The sequence below is a fragment of the Rhizobium sp. SG570 genome (genome assembly GCF_012275345.1).
In the GTDB taxonomy this organism is placed as follows: domain Bacteria; phylum Pseudomonadota; class Alphaproteobacteria; order Rhizobiales; family Rhizobiaceae; genus Rhizobium; species Rhizobium lusitanum.
The window spans coordinates 28809-47892 of record NZ_JAAZQI010000030.1 but is presented as its reverse complement, the minus strand read 5'-3'; the positions used below and the strand labels follow the sequence as shown (position 1 = coordinate 47892).

Annotated in this window: 17 protein-coding genes and 1 pseudogene; 5 read left to right on the top strand and 13 right to left on the bottom strand. The window is 60.1% G+C overall.

Features of this window, described 5'->3' with window-relative positions; all coding sequences use genetic code 11:
* Together FHT28_RS33570 and FHT28_RS33565 are read right to left on the bottom strand one after the other, a co-directional pair.
* The coding region (locus tag FHT28_RS33570; protein ID WP_168598612.1) for an IS110 family transposase at positions 1–740 on the bottom strand (740 nt) is incomplete at its 3' end.
* 116 nt (positions 741–856) lie between these two features.
* Positions 857–1198, bottom strand: a complete 342-nt coding sequence (locus tag FHT28_RS33565; protein ID WP_168598611.1) for a hypothetical protein — start codon at positions 1196–1198, stop codon at positions 857–859.
* Positions 1199–1343: 145 nt separating this feature from the next.
* Here FHT28_RS33565 and FHT28_RS33560 point away from each other — a divergent pair, with 145 nt between their 5' ends.
* From FHT28_RS33560 to FHT28_RS33550, 3 genes are read left to right on the top strand one after another with little or no spacing between them, the layout of a single operon-like run.
* Complete coding sequence (locus FHT28_RS33560) at positions 1344–1994, top strand: UdgX family uracil-DNA binding protein (RefSeq protein ID WP_168598610.1); 651 nt, start codon at positions 1344–1346, stop codon at positions 1992–1994.
* A gap of 51 nt (positions 1995–2045) precedes the next feature.
* A complete protein-coding gene (locus FHT28_RS33555) occupies positions 2046–3188 on the top strand; it encodes an HlyD family secretion protein (RefSeq protein ID WP_168598609.1) in 1143 nt (380 codons plus the stop codon).
* Between the two features lies 1 nt (position 3189).
* Complete coding sequence (locus FHT28_RS33550; RefSeq protein ID WP_168598608.1) at positions 3190–4797, top strand: DHA2 family efflux MFS transporter permease subunit; 1608 nt, start codon at positions 3190–3192, stop codon at positions 4795–4797.
* 10 nt (positions 4798–4807) lie between these two features.
* Here the strand turns inward: FHT28_RS33550 and FHT28_RS33545 are convergent, their stop codons facing one another.
* From FHT28_RS33545 to FHT28_RS33515, 7 genes and pseudogenes are all read right to left on the bottom strand, one after another.
* Positions 4808–5686 (bottom strand): NAD(P)H-binding protein, encoded by an 879-nt coding sequence (locus tag FHT28_RS33545; protein WP_168598607.1) that lies wholly within the window; start codon positions 5684–5686, stop codon positions 4808–4810.
* Positions 5687–5792: 106 nt separating this feature from the next.
* Positions 5793–6656, bottom strand: a complete 864-nt coding sequence (locus tag FHT28_RS33540; protein ID WP_168598606.1) for an AraC family transcriptional regulator — start codon at positions 6654–6656, stop codon at positions 5793–5795.
* A 272-nt stretch (positions 6657–6928) separates the two neighbouring features.
* Positions 6929–7012: pseudogene (locus FHT28_RS36935) on the bottom strand (2-hydroxyhepta-2,4-diene-1,7-dioate isomerase); the annotation flags it as partial.
* A 68-nt stretch (positions 7013–7080) separates the two neighbouring features.
* Complete coding sequence (locus tag FHT28_RS33530) at positions 7081–8373, bottom strand: DUF882 domain-containing protein (protein WP_168598605.1); 1293 nt, start codon at positions 8371–8373, stop codon at positions 7081–7083.
* A gap of 258 nt (positions 8374–8631) precedes the next feature.
* Positions 8632–9627, bottom strand: coding sequence for an ABC transporter permease (locus FHT28_RS33525; RefSeq protein WP_037191819.1), 996 nt, complete (start codon positions 9625–9627; stop codon positions 8632–8634).
* Positions 9628–9656: 29 nt separating this feature from the next.
* Entirely contained in the window at positions 9657–11198 is a 1542-nt protein-coding gene (locus tag FHT28_RS33520; RefSeq protein WP_168598604.1) for a sugar ABC transporter ATP-binding protein, read from the bottom strand.
* A 117-nt stretch (positions 11199–11315) separates the two neighbouring features.
* Positions 11316–12278: a sugar-binding protein gene (locus tag FHT28_RS33515; RefSeq protein WP_037191814.1), complete on the bottom strand. Its 963-nt coding sequence runs from the start codon at positions 12276–12278 to the stop codon at positions 11316–11318.
* Positions 12279–12742: 464 nt separating this feature from the next.
* Between FHT28_RS33515 and FHT28_RS33510 the strand changes: the two genes are divergently transcribed.
* On the top strand, positions 12743–13813 hold the full coding sequence (locus FHT28_RS33510) for a LacI family DNA-binding transcriptional regulator (RefSeq protein WP_244655298.1): 1071 nt from the start codon (positions 12743–12745) through the stop codon (positions 13811–13813).
* A 310-nt stretch (positions 13814–14123) separates the two neighbouring features.
* Positions 14124–14774: an HD domain-containing protein gene (locus FHT28_RS33505; RefSeq protein ID WP_037191811.1), complete on the top strand. Its 651-nt coding sequence runs from the start codon at positions 14124–14126 to the stop codon at positions 14772–14774.
* Between the two features lie 7 nt (positions 14775–14781).
* Here FHT28_RS33505 and FHT28_RS33500 read toward each other — a convergent pair whose 3' ends face one another.
* The 4 genes from FHT28_RS33500 to FHT28_RS33485 form a co-directional block, all read right to left on the bottom strand.
* Complete coding sequence (locus tag FHT28_RS33500) at positions 14782–15744, bottom strand: GlxA family transcriptional regulator (RefSeq protein WP_168598603.1); 963 nt, start codon at positions 15742–15744, stop codon at positions 14782–14784.
* A gap of 96 nt (positions 15745–15840) precedes the next feature.
* Positions 15841–15993 carry a hypothetical protein gene (locus tag FHT28_RS33495; protein ID WP_197072723.1) on the bottom strand — a complete coding sequence of 51 codons (153 nt, stop codon included), beginning with the start codon at positions 15991–15993 and terminating at the stop codon, positions 15841–15843.
* 11 nt (positions 15994–16004) lie between these two features.
* Positions 16005–16565, bottom strand: a complete 561-nt coding sequence (locus tag FHT28_RS33490) for a GNAT family N-acetyltransferase (RefSeq protein ID WP_168598602.1) — start codon at positions 16563–16565, stop codon at positions 16005–16007.
* Between the two features lie 22 nt (positions 16566–16587).
* Positions 16588–18945 (bottom strand): Orn/Lys/Arg decarboxylase N-terminal domain-containing protein, encoded by a 2358-nt coding sequence (locus FHT28_RS33485; RefSeq protein ID WP_168598601.1) that lies wholly within the window; start codon positions 18943–18945, stop codon positions 16588–16590.
* Between the last annotated feature and the right edge of the window lie 139 nt (positions 18946–19084).

Genomic DNA, 19084 nt, shown 5'->3' with positions numbered 1-19084 from the left:
TCGCCGATTTCGACGACAAAGGTGACCGCCGTCATGAACGCGACGCCCCGCATCGCCTGGTAGGCGGCCACAACCGGGGCCATTGACCAGGATGCTGCGGTCTCGACGACCAGCTTGGTCAGCCGATCCAGGCGCACGCTGGCATCCGCGACAGCCTGGCTATATTCCGCCAGCAGGATTTGGTGAGCGGGATGATCGAAGGCCTGGCACGTTAGCCATTTTCGATGGGCACGCGTCCATGGTTCGCGGCCGGCATAGATCCGGCCATGACGCAACAAGAAGGACTGAAGTTGCTGACGGGCCTGCTTCAGCGCGTCGCTGGCCGCCTCGCGCGCCCGCACCAAATCGCGGATCGCCTCGTGGCCTTCATCTGGGACCCAGACCGCGGTCAGTTCTCCCGCCCGGTGCAGGCGCGCCAGACTCATGGCATCCCGGCGGTTTGTCTTCACCCGATCGCCCGCACGCTTGGGTACCAGTGACGGCGCCACGACCACGCAATCATGCCCCAGTTCGACAATCTGGCGGTAAAGACCGTAACCAGTGGGGCCGGCTTCATAGCAAAAGTGAAGCTTAGCTCCGCGCTCGGAAAGCTTGCTGACCATCGATGCTACTGATGTCGGCTCCGAGGAAATGTCGCCGAAAAACCGCACCTCGCCGTTGCGGCTTCCATCGGCTATCGCCACAGAAATCTTCAGCTTCGACGTATCCAGGCCGATGAAAATTACGCTATCTTCTTTCATGGTTCGCCCTCGCTAAGCATGGGGCAAGGCTCCGGCCTATCCAGAGCAACCCCCGATTTAGCTTACCGCGGGGGCGGGCCACCTTCACCCCGCGAACATACAGTCTAATCTCTCCCTCACTCGCGCTCGTCGAGGTCGATCTGGCCTTTCTCAGCCAGGATCGGCAGGGCGATGTTGTGCTGCTGCTCGTTCACCTGCACGGTCACCAGCGTTCCGCCGCGTTCGAGAGCTGTGGCATAGGCGGCGCGCTGCTCCTCATGGAAGAAAATTCCCGTCAATGCGTCGAGAAAGCCGAGATGGTCGATAGGGTCCGTGTCAGGGCGGTTGCCCGGCGTCATGGTGACGGCATCCTTAGGTATGCCGGCATCCATCAATGCTTCGGCCGCAGCCTCCGCATCATATTCATCGTCGAAGAACGCGGTCAGCGTGTAGGAGCCGGTCTTGCCTTCGCTGCTCATGATATCTCCTCCATGTGCATGATTTCTTCGTCATAACGAAGATCGGAGGTGAGGGTTCCCGAGTGAGGAAATCGGCCGGCATGGAACAAAAAGAACCTCGATCAGTTCGTCTTGCGATAGCTTTTAAAACCGTTGCGAGCCCCCAATGCTCGAAAAACTTCCTTTGTCCATCACTGGCCCGTCGCTCGCGCGTGCTCATGCCGAAGCGGCGACGCTCGATGATCTGCGCCGCGATGCAGATGCCTGCATGCGCTGCGATCTCTATCGCGATGCGACGCATCTTGTCTTCGGCGAGGGGCCGCAGAATGCGGAGATCGTACTTGTCGGCGAACAGCCCGGCGACAAAGAGGATCTGGCAGGCAAACCGTTCGTCGGGCCGGCTGGCCGTCTTTTGGATCAATGTCTGGAAGAGGCTGATGTCGATCGGGGCCGCTGCTACGTCACCAACGCCGTCAAGCATTTCAAATACCAGATGCGCGGCAAGAAGCGTCTTCATGCAAGGCCCAATGCCGGGGAGGTGCAGCGTTGCGCCTGGTGGCTGGGGGCTGAACTTGAGCTCCTGAAGCCGAGGCTGGTAGTGGCGCTCGGTGCAACAGCGGTATCCTCGCTGCTCGGCTCGAAGATCAAGGTCATGCGCGACCGCGGTCACATTATTCGCCCAGCAGGGGAGGTTGATATTCTGGTGACCATTCATCCCTCGGCGCTCTTGCGGATCAGGGAGCCGGACGAGAAGGAAAGAAGCCGGCTCGCCTTCATTCGAGATCTGAAGAAGATCCGAAGTTTTCTGCGGCATTGACCACCGCCATCTGGAACCGAACCGTGCAGGACAACAATCAAAGGTCATGTTATGGCTGACAATCAACCCAATATCATGGAAACCAAGCCAAATCGGCCCAAGCAGAAGATCCCCGCGAATGCGGATAGTCCAACCCCTGCGCCGGAAACGAAGCGGCCGTCTTTCATCCGTCGCCACCCCTTCTGGGTTTTGTTCGGCATTGTGGTGCTGGCGGCCTCGATCGTTGCCTCGTGGTTTGCCTGGCGGGTCTATTTCTATCCCTACGAATCGACGGATGACGCGTTCGTCGATGCACGCAGTTTTTCGGTTGCCGCCAAGGTCTCCGGCTATGTGGCGGATGTTCCGGTGACCGATAACCAGCATATGCAAGCTGGCGACGTCATCCTGAAGATCGATCCGCGCGATTACCAGATCGCACTCGATCAGGCGAATGGGCAGATTGAAGTCGCCAATGCCTCGGTCCAAAGCACCAGCGCACAAATCGACGCGGCCGACGCTGCTATCGACGTGGCAAGAGCGCAACAAAATTCGGCAACCGCCGCCCTTCAATATGCGCAGCAGGAAGCCAATCGTCAGCAGCAGCTGGTCAAGAGTGGATCAGGCAGCGTGCAGTCGGTGCAACAGGCAACCGCGACTTTGCAGCAGGATCAGGCGAGCCTCGCACAGATGCAGGCGAACGTCACGTCGGCGCTGAAGAACAAGGCGGTCTCGGAGGCCCAGAAATCCAGTGCACTTGCCAGCCTCAAGCAAGCCCAGTCGCAGGCCGAGGAGGCGCAACAAAACCTGAGCTATACGACGATCACCGCAGCCCAGCCGGGTCGCGTCGTTCGCCTCACCGGCGCCAAGGGTCAATATGTCGAGGCGGGGCAGGCGATCTCGATGTTCGTTCCTGACGAAATCTGGATCACCGCGAACTTCAAGGAGACACAGCTGACGGACATGCGGCCGGGCCAGCCGGTGGATGTGACGCTCGACGCCTATCCCGATCACATGCTGCACGGCAAGGTCGCCTCCGTCCAGCCCGGTTCCGGCACGGCGTTCTCGCTGCTACCCGCTGAAAACGCCACCGGCAACTATGTGAAGGTTACCCAGCGCGTGCCGGTCAAGATCATCGTCGACACATGGCCTGCCGATGTCGCCATCGGTCCCGGCATGTCCGTGGTCCCGACGGTTACGGTTCGCCCGAGGAACTGAGATGAGCGGGGCAAGCTCAGCCGCCGGCGGGACAGGAGTTGCCGCCCACGCCACCAATCCGTGGCTGATCGCGATCGTGGTGTCGCTTGCGACCTTCATGGAGGTGCTGGACACCACGATTGCCAATGTCGCGCTGCGCTATATCTCCGGCGGTCTTGCGGTTAGCTCCGACGAGGCATCCTGGGTGGTGACGACCTATCTGGTGTCCAACGCCATCGTGCTTGTTGCCAGCAGCTATCTTTCCGAGCGGTTCGGGCGGCGACGGTTCTACCTCCTGTGTCTCGCGACATTCACGATCGCCTCTATCCTGTGCGGTCTTTCCTGGAACCTGCAGACATTGCTGATTTTCCGGGTCATCCAGGGGTTTGCCGGTGGCGGTATGATCCCGACCTCGCAGGCCATCCTCGCCGATGCCTTTCCGCCGGCAAAGCGCGGCCAGGCCTTCGCGCTTTTCGGCGTGGCCGTCGTGGTCGCACCGGTCGTGGGTCCGACGCTTGGCGGCTATCTGTCGGACAACTTCTCCTGGCACTGGTGCTTCCTTATCAACGGTCCTGTCGGCGTTTTCGCCTTCGCCCTTGTCTATATTTTGTTGAAGGAGAGCCCCGAGACGGCGCAGAAACGTCAGGAGTTCCGAAAGAAGGGAGTCCGTTTCGATCTCGTCGGCTTTTTGCTGGTCGCGACCTTTCTAGGCTCGCTCGAACTTACCCTCGATCGTGGGCAGACGGAGGATTGGTTCGGTTCCGGCTTCATCATTGCGACGACGGCGATATGTATTTTGGCGTTTGCTCTCGCAATTCCCTGGGTGCTGACGAAGGCCAACCCGATCGTCGATGGATGGCTGCTTGGCACCCGGCAATTTGGATCCTGTTTCATCGTGATGATGGCAACCGGCGCGATCCTGATCGCTACCACACAGTTCATTCCGCAGGTCGTGCAGCAGAACTATGGATACACGGCAACCTGGGCCGGTTTGGCGCTGTCGCCCGGTGGCCTCGTCACCATGGTGATGATGTTCGTCACAGGTCGCCTGAATTCGTTGATCCAGCCGAAATATCTGATCGCCGTCGGCGCGGCGATTATCGCGGTGTCGATGTGGCAGCTGACGCGGCTTTGTCCCGGCCTGAACTTCGGTTTCTTCGTCTGGTCTCGCCTCTATATCGGCCTCGGACTGCCGCTGATCTTCATCCCGATCACCTCGGCCTCCTACTATGGCCTGAGACGGGATCAGACCAATCAGGCGTCTGCCATGATCAATGCTGCCCGCAACATCGGCGGCTCTATCGGCGTCTGTATCGCTTCCAACGTGCTGGCGCATCGCCAGCAATGGCATCAAAGCCGGCTGGTGGAACATATCGTGCCGTCCTCGCCCGCCTACCACGAAACGCTGCAGACAATGTCGCGCTATTTCGCGGAAAGAGGAGCAACGACGGCGAATGCCACAGCCCAGGCGACTGCCTGGATCGGCCAGCAAGTGCAAACCCAGGCAAGCTTCCTGGCCTATATTGATGTGTTTCACGTGCTGATGCTGGTAGTACTCTGCGCCATCCCGCTCGCTCTGATCCTCAGCAACGTCAACCTGAAGGAAGGCGGCGGTGGAGGAATGCATTGAGGCTGTAAGCTCACCTTTGTGCGCCGAGAAGCGGCCGCAGCGCGTCCACCAACTCAATCTTGCCACGGCGGATCTCGCCTACATCGCTTTCCGCATCTATCCTGCCGGCATTGTGGGCGACATAAAGTTCTATCAGCAGCCTTGCATAGTCCTCGGAAAGACCCGCTCGTATCAGCACGGTCCGCCATTCCGTTTCGGGCAGCGGCTGGGCGACGACGCTGCGGCCGGCCAGAAGGCCAATGGCGGCGGCGACGTCATTTGGCGTGTAGCGTCTCGGACCCTCAGCGTGGACGATTCTGAGTTTTGCGTTACTGTTATCCAGCAGCAGTTCGGCTGATATCGCCCCCACGTCGAAGGCAGAGACGGTGGGGAGCAGCTTGGTCAGCGGATGATAGAAGCTCGGCAATCGGCCGCTCTCGGCGGCGGCTTTCGCAAGACGTGACCAATTCTCCATATGTTCGGCCGATCGCAGGAGGATAAGCCTGGAAGGCAGCTTTCGCAGCCGCGCCTCCAACGCGTGAAAGATCAAGGTGACGCCTGTGCCGGAGCTTTGCTCCGCGCCGTAGTCGGAGATGGCGAGGACGAGCTGAGGGTTGGCTGCCGCCAAAGCCTCGCCCAGTGAATCGATCAGTTGCGACATTCGCGAATGCGCATGCTCCGCGCGAATATCGACCGGACAGATGACTTGGACGGCGCGGGCGCCATTCATTGCCGTGGCCAGGGCCCGGCGATCATGCAGGTCGGCAATGGCGATCTCGCAGCCGAGGTCGGAAAACTCCCGCGCTTGCGAGGGGTCGCGCAGCACGGCGCGGATCGGCGCCCCGGCTTTGCGCAGGGCGGCAATAGTCGTGCGGCCGATTTTCCCGGTGGCGCCTAGAATGACGTGCATCGTGTCTTCCTCTTCTCCTGTTCGTCTGCCAGCAAACCTATCCATTGGCGCACGCTGGTTCGCGCAGGTTCGGACAGCCTATTGCAGGTTCGGACGACAATCGATGTCAGGAATGCATTCGGGTTATCATGCCGGGCGTGAGCCCGAGAATGCGCCGCATCCAGTGCGCCATGTGGCTTTGGTGGGCAAAGCCAGTCTCCAATGCGACCTGAGCGACGGGCATGTTTGCAGCCATAAGAAGCAATCTGGCGCGCTCGACCCGGCGCGTCAGGACATATCTATGGACCGGCATGCCGAAGGTGGCGCGAAACAGTGGTTTCAAATGCGATACACTGAGCCCTGCGACCGCGGCGAGATCGGCAAGAGACAATGATTGATCGATATGATCCTCGATGAATTCCGTAAGACGTCGTTGTTGTCGGCTGGTCAATGTCGCGCGTGCGTCGGCCGGCTCGAACCGCTTTTGCCCGTCGCTTTCCACCAGTCGGATTGCGAGTGCCATGCCCAGCATGTGCGCATAAGTCCTGTCGGACGGTATGATCGCCTCGATCTCCGCCTTGATGGCCCAGGCTATCGACTCGATCCGTGGATCACGAAGCTGGAATTTAGGTGCCAGCGAAACGGTTTCCGGATCCCGGCCGAGCTCGCGGGCGGCGGCATTGAGGAGTTCCGGCCGGATGTTCAGCCGCAGAATGGTGCAATCGCGATCATCTTCCCACCAGCCATCCAGTCCCGCGGGAACGACGTCGATATCGCCGTGTTTCTGCGGTCGGCGATAATACCGGCCATCGCACTGGCAGTGGGCATTCACGGCGCGTCCAAAATGAATGCCCAGCCGGTGCGTTCGCGATCCGGGCACATGTGTGCGGCCGGCCTGAATATGCAGGAACTCTGCCTCCAGACCTGTCCAGCCGCGATCCCTGCTGGAAAGAAGGGTACTGGCGGCATTGGCGTTGCTGAGCCGATCCATGATGTCGTCTTCCGGCTAGATCCGACGCCCACAGTCTGGGGCGACCTTATTCCCCGAATATAGGGACGCCCGCGCATCCGGTCGAGCCGTGTTCTAGCTCCTATAGATCTTGGAGAGGTTGCCGATCGGATGGGTGAGAAGCTCGCCTGCCATTTCGTTGGCTATGGAGAGAAAGCGGAAAAATCTCCATATTCTTCGGTGCCATCGCGTCCGCTTGGCACGACCCGCAACCTCATGAGGCTAACGTCGGACTGAGCGCGATGTTCCGATTTGAGCATGTAGGGATCGGTGAGCTCATCCTTGGTGACGATCCAGGGCCCGAGCACATTGACACCGCCGAAGCTCTTGCCCTTGGAGCCGCGCCTTTACGAGGTAACGCGGGCACTCGGGTTTTCACGCGCAAAACCGCGGCCGCGAGCGAAGTTCAGCCCTCGAAGCCAAATCTTTCGCTGTCGAATTTATCCTCGGCAACCGCGGAAGCACTGTGCCCGGCGTCTGTTGCATCTGCTTCCATGGGGAGCGGCGCACCGACCAGATCGGGAAGCGTCATTTCCATCGCAGTGCCCGGAGGCTGCAAGGCCCATGCGACAAGGGCCCCTGTGGATATGGCACCGACCCCGGCCGATACCTCCTGTGCGGCGGTGGTCGGCAGATCCGCCATGGGCTGCATCCTCGCCATGGCATCGTTCAGCGAAGCTCCCGAGCGATCCGCAACGAGCAGATTGCCCGCATCGTTGCGTCCCACCACCAGGCTCGCAAGGGCCGTGGGGACGGTTCTTTCAGGGGCAGATGTCGGGATCACCACGATGCTGTTCGGTCGCGAAGCCGGCAGTGGGACGGTATAGGATGCGAGGTCGGCGAAGGGTCGAATTTCATTCTCTTCCGCTATCCGTTTGCCGAGTTGAAGCTCCAGTCCGTTGCCGGCCCGGCTTCGAGGCGTCGGCAGCATGGCGGTGACAAGGCTTCTGCCGGCCAGAGGGTCGGAGGAGGTCGCCGGGGTTTCGGCGTCATCGTCTTCATCCGCAACGGCCGCAATCCTGCTTCCCGCCAGGCGGACGCGTTTCTTTGATTCCGCGACCGCGACTTCGTAACCCGGCAGCGGCCTTCCATCTGCTGGCAGATGCATGGTCTGCCCCGTTGGAAAGAGCCGCGCGAGCTCCTGGCGCGACATTCTGGGCCAGGCACGGACATTGCCGACGTCCAGATGCACGAACGGCGATCCGGATGTCGGATAGAAGCCGACGCCGCCGACCTGCATCTGCATAGCCACTGCGCGCAGGGTCGCAAGCTTCACGCCCGGTATGTAGAAGTCCATCGCCTTGCCAAGCGTGTGCTGGCTGTGTTTCGCGACACCGGAACTCCGCGACCGGTTTCGCAGCATGCTGTTTGTCGAAGGCGAGCGATAGGCCGAGACGACGTGAATGGGTTCCCTTGCGCCACTGCGGCGATAGACTTCCCAGACCAGATCGAGCAAGTCCGGATCGATCCTGGTCGGCTCGTTCTTCCGCCAATCGCGCAGGAAGCGGTTGATCTGCGCCAAGCCCTTCGGATCGAATTTGCCACCCCGCTTGAAGACGATGGTCGCGCGTTCGCCGGTATGCGTGAAGAAGAGCTTGAGCACTCGGTCGTCGGCCGCTGCCTGCGCAGTTCCGGCTAAAGCGCCCAGCACCAGCACTGCAATCAGCGCCACTCTGCAAGCGACGAAGGACAGGGCCATTGCTAAAGTTGTCGTCGGAATGGAAAGGATCGCTAGGTGCACGGATACGACTTTCGCCCTTGGTAAAAGACACAGGAAATCAGAGGCGCCGCATCTGCGACATCGCTTTCGCTCCAATTATGGTCAACAAATGCCTAACGGATGGTTTATGGCGCATAGACGCGACGTGAACCGTCGGCCTGGCGCTGCGGAAGCAGGCTGGTTCCGGCCCGAGCAGCATCGGCCTGCGCGGCTAATCGGGCCTAAAGGTGACTGCGCTTACTCGGCGGGCAGCCGCGCGTCAGGCCGGCGGGCGGCCGATATCAGGAGCCGCCTTGCGCGGATTGCGGTCCATTGCTGGTCGATCAGCACCCCGATCAGGATAACGCCGCCCATGACCGCGAAGTTGAGCGAGGAGGGGATGCCGAGAAGATTGACGAGGTTCTGCAACTCCTGCAGCAGGATCGTGCCCAAGACCACGCCGATCAGAGATCCTTCGCCGCCGCGCAGCGAAAAGCCGCCCAGCACCGCCGCTGCAATGGCGTAGAGCTCGTAGAACTGCCCATGGCTCGCCGGCGAGATCGAACGGGTGTACATCGCGAAATAGATCGCGGAGAGCGCCGTCAGCACGCCGCATATGACATAGGCGATCATCACCATCTTGGCGGTGCGAATGCCGGAATATTTCGCGGCTTCCTCGTTCTTGCCGATGGCATAGAGATAGCGTCCATACACGGAGCGATGAAGGACGATCCACATGACGGCCGCGATAATCACCAGCGCGATGAAGGTGTTTGGCACGCCGTAAAATCGGCCGGCGGTCAGGAATTCCAAGTCGGGAAAGTTTTGGCCGAAGGCGAAACCTGCCGTGCCATCAGCCGTATAGAAACGCGCCGCCCCGCGATAGATCAACAAGCCGCAAAGAGTGACGACGAAGGGCTGGAGGTTGAGCCGCGTAATGAGCCAGCCGTGGATTGCACCGAAAATGCCACCGAGGATCAGGATCACCGGCAGCGCGATGGGCCAGGGCATGTTCTGGACGGCGACGAAATCGATGAAGAGTACGCCGAGGAAGGCAACGAGGGAGCCAACGGAGAGTTCGATCCCGCCGGTGATGATCACGAAGGCTTGCCCGATCGATAATATCCCGAAAAGGCCGATGAGATTTGACGTATTGGCCAGGTTGATCGGCAGAAGGAAGCGCGGATTGATGATCGCGACGACAATGCCGACGGCGATGATCAACAGGAGCAAGCCCAGATCTTTCTTACTCATCGTATATCCATTCGATTTGGCCGCAGCCGTTAGTGTATCGCCTTGCCGACGGCCAGCAAAAGCACGTTTTCCTGACTGAACTTATCTTTCTCGAGGATCCCGGCGATTTGCCCCTCATGCATGACCGCGATACGGTCGGAGACGCCGATGACCTCCTCCATGTCGCTTGAGATCATCAGGATCGCTACGCCGGCGTCGGCGAGTTTGCGCATCAGGCCGTAGATTTCATTCTTCGCCCCGATATCGATGCCGCGGGTCGGTTCGTCGAAGATCATCACCTTCGGGTTCATCGATAGCCACTTGGCCAGGACGACCTTTTGCTGGTTGCCGCCCGAAAGCGTACCGGTGCGGGCCGACACGGAAGGCGCCTTGATACCAAGCCGCTTGCCCTGGATTTCCGCGGCGGCATTTTCCCGCTCCGACGAAACCATGAACCGAGGCGCGTGAACGGGAAGATTGGGCAGGGATATGTTCTGCGAGATCGGCAGATCGAGAAGGATGCCGTTGAGCTTGCGGTCCTCCGGCACCAGGAAAATGCCATTGGCGACCGCTTTCGTCGAAGAGGTAAGCTTGACGTCTTTGCCATCAAGCGCCGTGGAGCCGCCATAGTTTTTGTCGATCCCGAAGAGCACACGAGCGAGCTCCGTTCGGCCCGATCCGACGAGGCCGGCCAACCCAAGGATCTCCCCATAGTTGATGGCGAGATCGACCGGCCGGGTCGGATAAGCGGCGGTGCGAATGGCCGTGACCTTCAGCGCGACATTGCCCGGCGGCCGGTGGGCTTCCGCAACACGCGCGGTCAGTGCCCGACCGATCATCAGCTTTACCATCCGGTCGTGATCGATCAGGTTTTTGGGGAGCGTCCCCGCGAGCGTTCCATCTCTCAGAACGACGACGCGATCGGCGACGCGCTCGACCTCATGCAGGCGGTGGGAAATGAAGATGACGCTGATGCCATCTGCCTTGAGCGCGGAGATGACGGCAAGAAGCTTTTCGGTCTCGGCAAGCGGCAAGCTGGATGTCGGCTCGTCAAGGATCACAAGGCGAGCGTTGATGGACAGCGCCTTTGCGATCTCGACCATCTGCTGTTGAGCAAGCGACAGCGAGGCCACCGGCGTGTCCGCCGAAAAATTCGCGCCGACGCGCTTCAAGAGCGGCGCGACCATCATGCGCAGGCGGCGTCGGTCGACAAGCTTCAGGGCGCCGCCGCGCAGCGGCTCGCGGCCGAGGAAAATATTGGCTGCAACGTCGAGATTTTCGAACAGGTTGAGCTCTTGATGCACAAAGGCAATTCCAGACGCGATGCTGCTTTCAACGCTAAGGGCAGCATGTTCCGCTCCGTCGAGCAGAATGGTTCCGCGGTCGGGCTTTACGACGCCACCCAGGATCTTCATCAGCGTCGATTTGCCGGCGCCGTTCTCGCCGACGAGCCCGATCACTTCGCCGGGGCTGACATCCATCGAGAAGTCATCAAGCGCAACGACGCCAGGATAGGTCTTGCCGATGCCCGAGAGGCTGAGAAAGGGCGCCGTCGTTTCTGTTGATACCAGTGTGTCTGATCGTTGGTTCATAACGGATATAGAGCCTGCAGGATATGCGATGCGGCTTGAATGCCGATCTCAGCTTCGCGCGCGATCAAGGTGTAACAGCGCCGGATCAATGGCCGGCGCTGTTACAGGAGATGATCTTCAGTTGCCGGCCATCGCCTTCAAATTTGCGGCATAGGCGTCGACGTCATCCTTGCCGATAATCTTCGTCGGGATGATGATCAGCTTTCCAGCAGGAATACCCGATTTGTCGCCCTTCAGATAGGCGGCCATCAGTTTCATGCCCTGATAGGCCCACAGGTAGGGCTGCTGCACCACCGTGGCGGCAATCGTGCCTTCCTTGACACCGCCGAGCGTGATCGGATCGTCATCGAAGCCGACGACGGTGATCTGGCCGAGCTTGCCCGCTTCGCGCAGCGCCTCGTAGATGCGTGGCGTATTGTAGGAATAGAAGCCGACCATGCAGGTGACGTCAGGGCTGGCAACAAGTGCATCCTCGACGTTCTTCTTGGCTCTGGTCTGGTCGATATCGTCGCCGCGCACGTCTGTCAGCTCGATCTTCGTGCCGGCGATACCGTCCTTCATGCCCTTGATACGCTCCTTGGCATTGTCGGCACCGAGCAGGCCGACGAAGCCGATGCACTTGCCACCGTTCGGCATGGCCTTTTTGGCGATTTCGGCAGCTTGCTTGCCGGCATCGACATTCGACGAGCCGATATAAGCGACGCGGTTCGTATCCGGCGCATCGCTATCAGTCGTAAACAGGGCGGTCTGCGAGCCGATCTTGTTCAGGCCATCCGTCGAGGTCTTGGGATCGACAGCCGAAACCATGATGCCCTTGACGCCAGCTGAAACCAGGTCTTCCATCAGTCGCTGCTGAATCGCGACGGAAGACTGCTCGGGATATTTCAGTTCCAAGTTGAAATCCGGCAGCTCCGCCTGTGCCTTCTTGACGCCGGCTTCGGCGGCCTTCCAGAAGTCGGACGCGCCGTTGACGACGAATGCCAGCGTCGGCTTGTCGGCAGCATAGGCGACCGTGGCCGTTGCATAGCTCAGCATCAGCCCTGCCGCAAAGGCGGCAGCACCACGTGTTACGTATTTCATGATAATCCTCCCATAGACCCGTTAGCAGGATCCAGTTGCAACTCGCGGCAGACCGGTCCTGAACCCCCTCCTAGGGCCTCTCGCAAGCGAGACACGGCACGTCCAACCACGCGGTCAACGGTATACAACTAATTTCAATTAGTAAATAGTATTACCTTAATGACCATGGGGCATTTCCTCCGACGTTGCGACACAAGTGTCGTTTTCCATCAAGCTTTTGGGCAAAGGACGGCTTTGATACGTTGACAATTCGCTATTCTACCCTTCGACAGTTGCCGAAATCCTCTCAACAGTGCTAATAAAAATTAGCGCGGGGCAAGGCGGTGGGGAAATGTCCGCCAGTTTCGCTTCAGGGGAGACGAGATATCGCTATGAAAAGAACAATCGCCGCAGACGGTGGGCAAGCGGCCGACGGCAACACGGCGCCGAAGCGGAAGGGCCGCCGTCTGGGCAGCAGGGTTACGATGACAGACATAGCCAAGGCTGCCGGATGTTCGCAGGCTGCCGTCTCTTTCGTCCTCAACAATACGCCCGGCATGCGCCTGTCACAACAGACCCGCGACAGGGTCATCGAAGCGGCCCGTCAGCTCGGCTATGTCGCCCCGGTGTTTACCACGCCGCCGGCGCTTGCATCCCAGTCGAAACTGGATGGCGTCATCGGCTTTGCGGTCGACCAGCTTGCAACCAGCCCGGAGGCGGTCGTTGCCATAGAAGGCGCGCGTCAGGCGTCGTGGAATGCCGGCAATGTCCTGCTCGTCGCCCAGACGATGAGCGATCCGGTCATGGAGCCGCGGGCAATAAAGGCGCTTACCAATAGCGGGATTTCGGCCCTTATCTACATGACGATATTCACCCGCGAGGTGGAACTCCCCGACTATTTGTACGACCTCAATATTCCGCTTGTTCTCCTTAATTGCTACACCTCGGACTATGCGTTTCCGGCGGTCATCCCGAGCGAAATCGCGGGCGGCCAGACGGCCACCCGGCATTTGATCTCGCACGGCCATCATCGGATCGCGACGATCACCGGCGAGCCATGGATGCAGGCGGCTCAGGACCGGCTGACGGGCTATCGCAGGGCTCTGGCAACGGCCGACATTCCATTCGACCCCGAACTGGTGATCGAGGGCGACTGGTCGGCGAGTGCCGGCTATTCCGCGACGATGAAGTTGCTCTCGCTTGCCGAGCGCCCGACTGCAATCTTCTGCCAGAACGACCGCACCGCCATCGGATGTTATGAGGCTCTCAAAGAGGCGGGGCTGCATATCCCGAAGGATATGTCAGTGATAGGTTACGATGACGAAGACATTTCCCGTCATCTCGTGCCTCCTCTGACGACCTCCGTCCTTCCGCACATGGCAATGGGCCAATGGGCGATCGAACATCTTGAGACAGCGATATTGCCGCGGGAGCGCCGTTACCAGATTACCAAGCTGGAATGTTCGCTTGTAAAACGGGCGTCCGTCGCTGCCCCCGCCGGTGTGCATGCGATTGCTGGCGCAAGGGCGGCCAATCGCAGAGCGCGAAAAGTCTGATGCGTGGCGCGGCTTCGCGGAAAGACGAGATCGCTCTCCACATCGGTAGATTGTCTAGGGGCTAAGCCCATTGGCCGCCAAGCCACAGCATCGCTTCATCGGCAATCCTGAACTGCACGGCGACTTCTTCAGCATATGCCATCGGTCGAAAACGGGCTCGAATTGGCAGGAACCGCCCCCTCGGATCGATTGCCGAGGGCGGGTGCCGACTGCCATGTTGCGGCCAACGAGACGGTTCGCCCCGCAGCCTTTTCAGCACCCGGCAACCTCGATCTCGGTATCGTTCAATCTTTCTCAAAGGAACCCATCGATGGCAGACGAACCGAAGATGATCGCGGGCATCGCTATCCCGGACAGCGCAATGACAAGGGCCGCAACCGAGCTGGTACGGGATACGGAAACGGATCTCCTCTACCACCACTCGCGTCGCGTTTTCCTCTTCGGCGCCCTGGCGGGCAATCGAAAGGGGCTCGGTTATGATCCGGAGCTTCTCTATATCGGCGCCATGTTCCATGACATGGGCATCATGGACGAATATGCCAGCGAGACGGACCGCTTCGAGGTCGACGGCGCAAATGCAGCCCGAGCGTTCCTGACCTCCTATGACGTCTCCGAGCGCGATGTCGATGACGTCTGGGATTCGATCGCGCTTCATACCACTCCCGGGATCCCGCAGCACAAGAGACCAACCGTGGCGCTCGTGACCGCCGGCGTGGAAATGGACGTGCTGGGCATCGGCTATCATGACGTCAGCGATGGCCAGCGCGAAGAAGTTTGCCGTTGCCATCCGCGCGGGCTGAAGTTCAAGCACGGCATCCTGACGTCCTTCTGCCTTGGCACGATCCGTAAGCCTGAAACGACGTTCGGCAACGTCAAGGCCGATGTGCTTTCCAAGATGGACCCGACCTACAAGCGCGGAGATTTTGTCGAGATGATCCTCAGCTCTCCGTGGGAAAGTTGATCGGGCTTCACTTCGGAGCCTTGAACTGATCTCGGTATTGCACCGGCGAGATGCCGAGATTTCGTGCGAAGACCTGACGCATGCGCTTCGGGTTGCCGAAGCCGCATTCGTACGCGATCACTTTGAGAGGGTCGTCCGTTCGCTCGAGCATGTTGCGCGCGGCGTCGATGCGGGCCTTTTCGACGAATTCGGCTGGGGGATGTCCCGTGCCGGCAACGAATGCCCGCGCAAAGCTGCGGACGCTCATGGAGGCGGCAGTGGCAAGGTCCGCCACCGAGAGCCGCTCTCTCAGGTTGGACATGACAAACGCAGCCGCAACGGAGATCGGAGATTTCTCGTCCGAGAGCGTTTCCACATAGGGGCTGAACTGCGATTGGCCGCCCTGACGCTGGGCCACGACGACCAGTCGCTTTGCGACAGAAAGCGCCAATGCTGATCCGTGATCGTCGCGGATCAGCGACAGGGCAAGGTCGATGCCGGCCGTCACTCCGGCGGAGGTAATCATCGGCCCGTCGCGCAGATAGATCCGGTCGACTTCAACATCCGCCTTCGGAAAGGTGGATGCAAGACGCCGCGCATTTTGCCAGTGCGTGGTAACCTTGCGCCCATCGAGAAGCCCCGCCGCTCCCAGACAGAATGCCCCGGTGCAAACCGAACCGAAGATCCGACTGGCGGCGGACAGGCGGCGGACGCAATCGATCAGGTTTTGCGGGAACTTGGTATCCGGAAGGGCGGGGCCGCCCGCGATCAGGAACAGGTCGTAGGGCCCGGCTGCTTCGTCATAGGATAGATCCGCGACCAGCGTCATGCCATTCGATGCGCAAAGGGGAGCTCGGTCGGGACCAATCAATGTCACCTGGTATCCATCGTCGCCGGTGAGAAAGACGGTCGCCTCGGCGAAGACATCGAGAGGTCCGGCCACATCCAGCATCTGAACGCCGGGAAAAATCAACATTGCTACCGTACGCATCCGCATCCCCATCACGCCCCTTGGCCACTTTTGGGTGCGTAACGCCAATGTAAAATCGGCCACGGCTAAAATGCCAGCATATTCATGATGATCCGCTCAAGGCAGCCGCTTGCCGCGTACCGGCTCGAACAGATGCGCTTTCTTCACATCGATCTTGAGCGAGACGGACTGGCCTGGCGACACCGAGGGGCGGTCCCTGACGGCCGCGACTCCTGGGATAGAGATGTCAGCATACTCATCGCGCATCATTCCCGTTCGTTTCAGCGTGTTGAAAGCGCTGGCGGTGGTGGCGCAGTGGTCGTGCCGGAGCCGAGCGAGCGCTGGACCATCACGCTGTCGGCCCAGCGGCCGTAACGATAGGCGACCCCTGGCAATAAACCAACGCGCGCGAAGCCGAACCGTTCGTGCAGGGCGAGCGAAGCAACGTTATCGGCATCGATATAACCGATCATCTGCCGGAAACCGGCGGCTGCGCAGGCGTCGATCAGCCCGCGCATGAGCAGGCTCCCGACGCCCTGGCCGATATGGTCGTGATGCACATAGATCGAGTGCTTGACGGTGTAACGATAGGCCGGGCGTTTGCGGAACAACACCACATAGGCGTAGCCTACCACCACTCCGCCTTTGATCGCGACGACATGGGGGAAGCGGCGGTTCTTCAAATTCTTGCGCCGCTCCCGCAGATCGTCCGGTTGCGGCGTGTCGCTATCGTCCACCCCATCCTCGATGCCGCGGCGAATATGGCGGCGATAGATCGCCAACATGGCATCAACGTCGGTTTCTCGGGACGGGCGAATGACGATTGCTTTGTCCTGCTCCATGATCGAACCTGAATTTCCCAGACTATTCGGCAACGACATAGGTATAGAGCCGGACGCGGCCAGATGCATCGGTCTCGCGATAGAGCCCTTGGATCTCTACCTCAAATCCGGGGAAGGTGTTGAAGCTGGTCTCAAACATCTTGAGATAATCGATCATGGGTTGTGCCTTGTCCGTCAACCGTTCGCCCGGTACGATGGTGGCGATGCCCGGGGGATAGACCACGAACGGCGTTGTCGCGATGCGGCCGGCGATGGCGTCGATCGGCAGATACTCCACATCATTGCGCACCAGGCAGCGCGCCGCATCATGGGGCGAGAGGACGATCGGCGGTAGGTGTGCAGCGGAAAACTGCATTGCCTGAAGCGCGCTGACATTGGCTTGGCGGAAGAAGCGGTGCATTTCTCCGCACAGATCGCGTAGCCGCATCCCTGCATAGCGGTCCGGCCGGCGGCGATAGAATTCGGGGATTGCCTCCTCCAGCAGCGCATTGTCGTCGTGGAGTTTTTTGAAGGCGACGAGGCCGCTGATCAATGTACCGGCTTTACTGGCTTCCACGCCGGGGGTGAGGAGGAACAGCAGGGAGTTGAGGTCGTTCTTCTCCGCCACGATACGGTTTTCCCGCAGATATTGCGCGACCACAGGCGCTGGAATGCCATGCTCGGCATAGGTGCCGTTCGCCCGATCAAAGCCCGGGGTGAGCAGGGTGAGCTTGTTGGGATCTGTCATGGCGAAGCCCGGTTCCATCCCGGAAAACCCGTGCCATGCCGCGTCGGGAGTCAGGTGCCAGAAGGCAGGATTGGTGGCGAGTTGGTCGGTGGTGACGCTCTCCCAAGGCACATCATGCACCGCACCGGGGCTGGACACATCCGGGATTGCCACCCGGTCGGGCACGAAAGGTTCGAAGAACCAGCGACGCTCGGGGCGATGCTCCTTTTCCTCGAACTCGCGTCGCACGGCCCGGATCTTCTTGCGCAGCTCGATGCCGAGACGGATCGTGTCGTCCCACAACACCACGCCCGAGCGACCCTTCATCATCTGCGCCCCCACGTCGAGCGAGGCAAACAAGGGGTAGAAGGGCGAGGTCGAGGCGTGCTGCATGAAGCTCTCGTTGAACCGCCGATGCTCCACGCGGCGCTTCTGGCCGGAGATATGCCGATCCTTCATGTGTATCTGGGACGCCTGCGAGAAGCTCGCGAGCTGTTTGTGGGTAGATTGCGTGGCGATGATGCCCGGCGCGTCGGGGCCAAGATCACCAAGGCCCATGGCAAAGCGTCCGGCATATAGCGGGTGAAATTTCATGAAGCCCGCCCATGCCTCGTCGAAGAGGATATAGTCGCACAGGTGCCCGATGCGCTTGAGGATCATCTCGGCATTGTGGATCGTGCCGTCATAGGTGCACTGCTCCACCACCGCGACGCGGAACGGACGTGGCTTCTTATAGGCATCGGGATCTTTCACCAGCGGATGAGTACGGATGCGCTCTCGCAGGGCCTCCTCGTCCAAGGCTGAGAAATCTATCGGACCGATCAGCCCATGGACGTTGCGTTTGGTCGGCAGGTAGACCGGAATGCCGCCGGAGATCATCAGAGCGCCATGATGGGCGGCTTTGTGGTTGTTGCGATCGAACAGCACCAGATCGCCGTCGGTCACGAGTGCGGAGAGCGCAACCTTGTTGGAGGTGGAGGTGCCGTTCAGTACGAAATAGGTCTTCTCGGCGCCGAAGATCTTGGCTGCCTCCTTCTGTGCAGCAAGTGCCGGCCCCTCGTGGGTCAGCAGGTCGCCGAGGTCGAGCACCGAATTGTCGAGATCGTCGCGGAACACCGCTTCGCCCAGATGCTCCATGAACACCCGACCGATGGGGCTGCGGCTGTAGAACACGCCGCCATTGTGCCCAGGGCAGGTCCAAAGCTGGTTGCCTTCCTCGGCATAGTCTACCAGCGCGCCGAAAAACGGTGTCTTCAGCGTCTCGGCATATTGCTTGAGCCGGCTGATAAGGTTCTTGGCGATGAAGGCAGGCGTTTCCTCGGAGAGGAAGACATAGCCGTCGATGAAGTCGAGCACCTCCACCGGCACGTCCTCGAAGCGTTTACGGCGGATAAGCAGGATGATCGGGAATTCGAGGCCGCGGCGGCGCATCAAATTGATGAGAGAGGCAGTCTTGCCCTCGAGCCCCTTCTTGCCCCAGTCGACCATCATGCAGCCGATGGCGGCGTCCGTCTGTACTGCGATCTCGGCGTCTTCCAGATTGCGCGCGCGCACAACCTCGAAACCTGAGCGTTCGATTTCCTCAACGATCTGGTTATAACGGGTTCCTTCCAAATCCTCGTTGTCGAAGGCCGGCGTCGCGAACAAAAAGTTAAAACGTCTGAAATATTCCATCTGGCCACCCGTTCTTGATTCGGCACGAGGTGTCGACGCATTTCATGACATGGTTGTGACAGGGTACCGAATGTCCGAGAGACCGCAACAGTCTTTTCGGAGACAGCTGTGAGGACTGCAAATCTCCGCACTTGGCGCG